This is a genomic window from Methanosarcina sp. UBA289, assembly GCA_002496565.1.
Lineage (GTDB): Archaea > Halobacteriota > Methanosarcinia > Methanosarcinales > Methanosarcinaceae > Methanosarcina.
In genome coordinates, this window is sequence record DAKJ01000018.1 from 630,739 (window position 1) to 637,297 (window position 6,559).

Here is a 6,559-nt window from a genome sequence, read left to right on the forward strand (position 1 = left end):
GATCACCCGTACATTGGGAACTCCTTCTTTACTTCTCCTTTCTGCTCCGCAGTCTGAACATCTTCAGCAAGCCTCTGGAGTTCGATCTCTATACGTTCAGCCTGCTCTATAAGCCGAACTGTACTTATTGAAAGCCCATAGAGCTCATTTAAAACTTCAATAACAGCAGAAGCAGCTCTTGGGTCAGGATTCTGGGTTCTGGTAGCACCAAGCAGGCTAAAAGCAGGGATTTCACGCAGCAGACATTCAGCCATTACGCTGCCCGAAATTCCGGAGATAGTTCCCATCTGGAAAACCTCTACCTTTTCCTTGATTCTATTCAGCATCTCCGGAGTGGTGGCTGCCCCGAATACTTTATGTCCCCCGTCCATTATAGCAATTCCTGCAATGGAAGCAATTTCTCTTACATTAATAGACTCAGCCCAATCCACCAGAGCGTTACTGACGTCATAGGAGACAGTGTGACTAATAGGAATGTCGGAGATTACAATAATCAGGTTGTGTTCTACGCTCTCGTAAATCCTCACAGGCATATTTATAAGTCCCTCATAAAGCACTGCAATCGAGGGGAAATACCTCGAGTCAATAGAGCCGATATATTCCATTTTCAATTCTTCTATCATATGCTGACTTGCAATATTCCCCACGAGCCCGATTCCGGGAAAACCTTCAATCAAAACAGGATTTTTTGATTGCACAGGTTTGGTAATAATCTTAACGTCATTGTTGTCATAATCTGTATTTGACAAATAACCACCTCAGCAAAATACGACCCCTATGATTATATATCTGAGCTAATCCTAGATAAACAAGTTTCTCGGCGGCCCGAATTTACGCTACTTCCTGAACATACACCAATAAATAACATACAATGTACCCAAGCTTCCGACCACCATACCCTCTTTCTGATAAAAAGAGAATCTTTTTAATATATATCTTTTCTCCTGACAGGGAAAAATAATTCCTATAAAGAAATTACAATGGATTTTAAGTTGTCTCTCCGGTGGAGAGCTTAACTGAGACCAGATTCTATTGATATAGCAATAGGAAAAGCATAATAGACAAAGGAAACCGTAAAAAGAGCTCATAGAAAGAAAAAAATCCGAACACAGGAGAAAAATTATGGAAAAATCTATTCTCTATTTCGACAACGTAGGAGAGTCAAATACACAAGCCGTTATTGAAGCGGCAGCTAAAAGGGCGGCTGAACTTAAAATATCACATATTGTGGTGGCAAGCACCAGTGGAAAAACCGCGCTAAAAATGGCAGAGGCTGTGAAGGGCAGCAACATAAAAGTTATCGGAATAAGCCACCAGTATGGACAGAAAGAGAAAGGCGAATGGGAAGTGGAAGAGGAATATAAAAAGAAGCTTGAAGAGCTTGGGGCGATAATAACCACTCAGTCCCATATATTCTCAGGAGTCGAACGCTCAATTACAAAGAAATTCGGAGGATATTCCAGACTAGAAGTGATTTCGGATACTCTCAGGTCTCTCTTCGGAAAAGGCTTCAAGGTAGCCATTGAGGTCGCAATTATGGCAGCAGATTCAGGCCATATCCCTGTTTCTGATAACACGGAGATTATAGCAATAGGAGGCACAAGGCAGGGTGCAGATGTAGCCCTCGTGCTCAGGCCGGCCCACAGTGGAGATTTCTTTTCCCTTCAGGTTAGGGAAATTATTGCTATGCCGCGAGCTAAAGAAGATTAAGGCAAGAAAACAGAGAAAATTCGTGAAATGAAAGTTTCTTACCTAAAAACATTTTTGATTCTTATATCAAAGTCTAAAAAACAGAAGACGAGAGACTTTTTACTTTTCTCGTCTTTCTGCAAATATTTAAAAATAAGACTCCGATGCTCATTATTTGATACTGCGATTTTTAATTGATCTTAAATTATTCATTAAGAAGTAAAGTATCTCTATTAACAGAGAGAGTTTTCTAATACAAAAAAATCTGTATTTATTATGAGATTTTCAGCTTATTTACAGAATCAAATGAACAAAAATGTACAAAGATTACTTTGACTCCAACTTGAAGAAAGATATTCATGACCTTTATATTCATGACCTTTCGTGGTTTCAAAATAATAAAGAGAAAAAGATTGTTCAGGCCATACCAAGCCTTTTGAGAATTTCCATTCGGTCTTCCTCAGTAAAGGACTCTCCCTGGAAGGTCTCAACAGCTTTCTTCAGAAGAGTGACTGCAAAGGACATTGAAGGCCCGCCGCCAAAGGCAACTGCAACCATGGATGCCTGCATAATTTCTTCTTTTGTAGCTCCGGCTTCAAGGGCGTTGAAGGCATGAAGAGAAATGCAATAGGGACAACGATGATATAGGGCAACACCGATTGCGATAAGTTCCTTGGTTTTAAAGTCAAGAACCGAGGTTTCAAAACTTGCCCCGACCATACCCATAAACGCTGCAGCCTGCTGTCCCTGAGCTTCAGTTTCGGAAGCAAAATCTCTGAGTCCGGCCGTAAAGTCAAATAACAGTTCTTTCGGATCTTCAGTCATATTTTCACCTGTATATTTTCAGTCATGATGCGTTTGATTATTAATAATATATAAAAATGATGAATAAAAATCACAAGATTGTGTAAAAGAGAAATGCCACTGTATTCGAAAAAATAAAATATTCAAGGACTTCCAAGATATTGAAAGAAACCAGGAATAAGGGTAAAAATCCAGTTTGATCTGCACTTCCCCAGCATTCCTTTCAGTCCCCAAAAATAGATATATCTGAGAGGCATCTATACCCCCGGCATGTCAGCAATATTTGAAATTCTAGATAAGGATGCAGGCGGCAGAATAGGAAGGCTCAGAACTCCCCATGGGACTGTTGAGACACCTACTGTTATGCCTGTGATTAATCCAAATATTCAGCTTATCCCCCCGAAAGAAATGCGAAACTTCGGGGCAGAGATCCTGATTACCAATTCCTATATTATTTACCGTAAGGAAGAACTGAAAAGCGTCGCCTTGGAAAAAGGGCTGCATGGGCTCCTGGATTTTGACGGGCCCATTATGACGGATTCAGGTTCTTTCCAGCTTTCCGTATACGGCTCCGTGGAAGTTACGAATGAGGAAATCCTCGGGTTCCAGCAAAAGATAGGAAGCGATATTATTGTCCCGCTGGATATCCCTACACCCCCTGATGTTCATTACAGGAGGGCTGAAGAGGAACTAACAGTCACAGCCGAACGCCTGGAAGCGGCACGAAAGTTTATCCAGGGCGAACAGCTTCTTGCAGGGCCGGTTCAGGGTTCGACCTATCCAGAATTAAGGGAAAAAGCCGCTTCTCACCTTAGAGACCTCAATTTTGAAGTCTATCCCCTTGGAGCAGTTGTTCCGCTCATGGAAGCCTATCGCTACGGAGAACTTGTTGATGTAATTGCCGCATCCAAAAAAGGTCTTTCTCCAGCGTCGCCGGTTCACCTCTTCGGGGCAGGACACCCCATGATGTTCGCCCTTGCAGTAGCCTTGGGCTGTGACCTTTTTGATTCGGCAGCTTATGCCCTTTACGCCAAGGACGGACGTTATATTACTGTAAATGGAACTTACCATGTTGAAAAACTGAATTATCTGCCCTGTTCCTGTCCGATCTGTTCAAGATACACGGCAGAAGAATTGAAAAAAGCCGACAACCGGGAAGAACTTCTGGGGAAGCACAACCTTTACGCGACCTTTGCTGAGATCAGGCTGATTAAACAGTGCATAAAGGATGGAAAACTGCTTGAGCTTGTAGAGCAGCGCTGTCGTGCCCACCCGAAACTTCTTGAGGGGTTAAAAAAACTTTATACCCACTCATCCTGGCTTGAGCAACTTGATCCCGCTACAAAGGGCACTTATTTCTATTGCGGGCCAGAGTCTTCCTCCCGTCCCGAAGTCTTACGCTTTGGAAAAAGACTGGATAGGTTCAGCCTGCAAGGCTCAGCAATCATTAGGACAGGTCCTGTAAAAGGAGAGAAAGAGTACGACCAGGTCCTTACTTTCAAAGCGCCTTTCGGGGCATTTCCCGCCGAAATGGAAGAAGTCTATCCATTCAATGCCGAAGTCCCGAAACTTCCGGATTACGAAGCCCTTAATACCGCTCTTTCAAACACTCTTAAACTGATGGATCTGAACCCGGAAGCTGAATTTACTTTTATCTGCGAGGAGGAGTTCAGGCACCCTCTAATTGAGGAGATCAGCAAAAAAGCAAAACTGGTATACAGGAAAGATTGGAAAAAAGAATAAATTAGAGGGAAGATTGAGAAAAATAAATTTTGAGGAACCAATTAGCAGTCCCAGCTGCCCTGTAATTCCTGATACCTTGAATCCTTAGAGTTACTGGCAATCAAAACCTGTCCCAAAAAAGATAAAAAGAAAACTTTTTGAGGTGCAAACCTTTATAGAATTACCTGCAAAGAACCCCCTAAAAAGGGAAAGAGCTGAAATATAAAGCTCTATACAAAAACTTTCGTATAAACCAGAAAAGTATAGGTGAAACTATTGTCCCTCACAGCAAGAATTGGTGAACTCAGTCCATATCTGCGTCTGATGAGACCCGAACTCTACTACATGGACCTTACCCTACCTGCCTCGAGTGCAATCCTTGCTTCTTATTTGGCGACCGGAGGGCTTCCTGAACTTCTTCCCTTCCTTATTGCAGTAATAGGTGGCTTTGCAGCCATTACAAGTTCATACGTATTCAATGACTGCTGCGATATAGATATCGATACGATCAACCTGCCTGGACGTCCATTGCCCTCGTCTAAAGTGTCAAAGAACTCTGCGCTTGCATATGCTGTTTTTTTAGTAGTGATCGCAGGCGCAGCAGCCGCTTATCTGAATCCTGAATCTCTTCTTATACTCATCGTTGCGGCAGCTACTATCACAATTTATTCAATCTTTGCAAAAAGAAATACTTTCCTCAGCTTTTTGCCAGTGGGTATCTCCTATGGACTTGTACCTGTGGGTATTTGGCTTGCCTTTGACCCTGCGGGACTTCTGAAAGGCAGCGACGGGGTAATTCTTCCTTTGCCGGCTATTTGCTTCGGGCTAATGATTTGCGTTACAGACTGGGCCTTTACTCTTGGAGGGGTTTCCAGAGATGTAGAAGGGGACAGAATGAAAGGTGCTCCAACAATGCCCGTAACCTTTGGAATCCCCTTTACTGCAAGATTCGTAACATTTTGGTGGATTGTCGGGGTTATCGCTTCACTGACCATAGGCTGGTCGGCCCATCTCGGACCTGTATACTTTGCAGGAGCCCTTGTTTCAGGTCTCTGGATGCTCACTCAATGTTTTGATTTTATCAAACACCCTACTCCGGAGAGAGGTGGCAGGCTTTTTCTTAATGGCTCAAACTATAGAGCGATTATGTTCGGATCAATGATTCTTGACGTGGTGCTGTGCATTTATGCAGGGGCTTATACCTCCATTCTCTGGTAAAAAAGGTAGAGAAAAATGGATGCGGATATTATTGTAATAGGGGCATCTCCTGCAGGGCTGATGGCTGCAAGGAACGCCTGTGAAAAAGGGGCGGCGGTCCTTTTACTGGAAAAAAAAGAAGACATAGGGCATCCTCCCCATCCTGCAAACTCCTTTTTTAAGGGAATGCTAGATAAATGCGGAGAAAAGGCAGACCCTTCTTATGTTCTGCATTATCTCAAAGGCATGAAGATTATTTCACCATCAGGAAGGACAGTCGAAGTTGAGGCGACCGGATACGCTATTGATAAAACTGCATTCGACAGGTTTTATGCAAATAAAATAATGAAAACCGGCGTAGAACTTCGGACAGGAGTAAAAGTGCAGGATATCCAGAAAGAAGGAGAGAGATTTACTGTCAACACTTCTGCCGGGACATTTACCTCAAAACTGGTTATTATCTCCGACGGTATAAATTCAAAGATGGCTTCCCTTGTGGGCCTTAAGACAATGAAACATCCTGAAGATATTGCCTGGGGAATCGAATTGGACATAAAAAGTCCTGGACTTGGGAAACCGAAGATGTTTGAGTATTATGTAGGAAATCATGCCCCTGGCTGGAAAACTACATACTCCCCAAGAGGAGGAGACAATGCCGCAATCGGGGCCTACGTGCGCAGATGTGGAACCGATGCAACGCCTTATCTTAATGCCTGGGTTGAGAATTTCAAAAAACTTAAAGGACTCGAAGAGTTTGAAGTTGTAAGAAAACTTTCCGGCGGAGATCCTATAGTGACAATTCCAGGTGAATACATAACTGATGGGATAATGGTTGCTGGTGGGGCAGCAGGTCAGTCGGGAATAGGATATGCAATGAGAGCAGGCCAGATATGTGGAGATGTCGCTGCAGATGCCATAAGCAAAGGAGATGTCTCAAAATCTGCCCTATCAGAATACCGGAAGATCTGGGATAAAGAGTTTCTGGCCGAGCATTATGTGGGTCGGATAGGACTTGAGACTCTCAGGAAAATGACGGATAGGGAAATCGATGAGATGGCAAAGGTCTTTGAAAAGGAAGATCTCTCATTCATTCATGGAAGTTCAATTGAGCAGACTATGCAAGTTTTTGCGTTCATGCTAAAGAAAA

At 43.1% G+C, this 6,559-nt stretch carries 6 protein-coding genes; 4 read left to right on the forward strand and 2 right to left on the reverse strand.

Annotated elements, in window-relative coordinates; all coding sequences use genetic code 11:
* Positions 1-2 precede the first annotated feature (2 nt).
* Complete coding sequence (locus BP549_RS10710; RefSeq protein WP_292380479.1) at positions 3-749, reverse strand: proteasome assembly chaperone family protein; 747 nt, start codon at positions 747-749, stop codon at positions 3-5.
* Positions 750-1,122: 373 nt separating this feature from the next.
* On the opposite strand from BP549_RS10710, the gene BP549_RS10715 reads away from it, so the two are divergent.
* Positions 1,123-1,710: a pyruvate kinase alpha/beta domain-containing protein gene (locus BP549_RS10715; RefSeq protein WP_292380480.1), complete on the forward strand. Its 588-nt coding sequence runs from the start codon at positions 1,123-1,125 to the stop codon at positions 1,708-1,710.
* 396 nt (positions 1,711-2,106) lie between these two features.
* Here BP549_RS10715 and BP549_RS10720 read toward each other — a convergent pair whose 3' ends face one another.
* A complete protein-coding gene (locus tag BP549_RS10720) occupies positions 2,107-2,514 on the reverse strand; it encodes a carboxymuconolactone decarboxylase family protein (RefSeq protein WP_292380482.1) in 408 nt (135 codons plus the stop codon).
* 249 nt (positions 2,515-2,763) lie between these two features.
* Between BP549_RS10720 and tgtA the strand changes: the two genes are divergently transcribed.
* From tgtA to BP549_RS10735, 3 genes are all read left to right on the forward strand, one after another.
* Positions 2,764-4,236 (forward strand): tRNA guanosine(15) transglycosylase TgtA, encoded by a 1,473-nt coding sequence (gene tgtA, locus BP549_RS10725; RefSeq protein WP_292380484.1) that lies wholly within the window; start codon positions 2,764-2,766, stop codon positions 4,234-4,236.
* 255 nt (positions 4,237-4,491) lie between these two features.
* The gene (locus BP549_RS10730; protein ID WP_292380811.1) at positions 4,492-5,433 is read left to right on the forward strand and encodes a UbiA prenyltransferase family protein; all 942 of its coding nucleotides are present in this window, start codon (positions 4,492-4,494) and stop codon (positions 5,431-5,433) included.
* 15 nt (positions 5,434-5,448) lie between these two features.
* On the forward strand, positions 5,449-6,559 hold a 1,111-nt coding region (locus BP549_RS10735; protein ID WP_292380487.1), incomplete at its 3' end, for an NAD(P)/FAD-dependent oxidoreductase.

What these genes read in the sequence shown, in the direction of transcription:
- BP549_RS10715 (WP_292380480.1), top strand. Translation starts at nt 1,123, where the DNA reads ATGGAAAAATCTATTCTCTATTTCGACAACGTAGGAGAGTCAAATACA.
- BP549_RS10720 (WP_292380482.1), bottom strand. Translation starts at nt 2,514, where the DNA reads ATGACTGAAGATCCGAAAGAACTGTTATTTGACTTTACGGCCGGACTC.
- tgtA (WP_292380484.1), top strand. Translation starts at nt 2,764, where the DNA reads ATGTCAGCAATATTTGAAATTCTAGATAAGGATGCAGGCGGCAGAATA.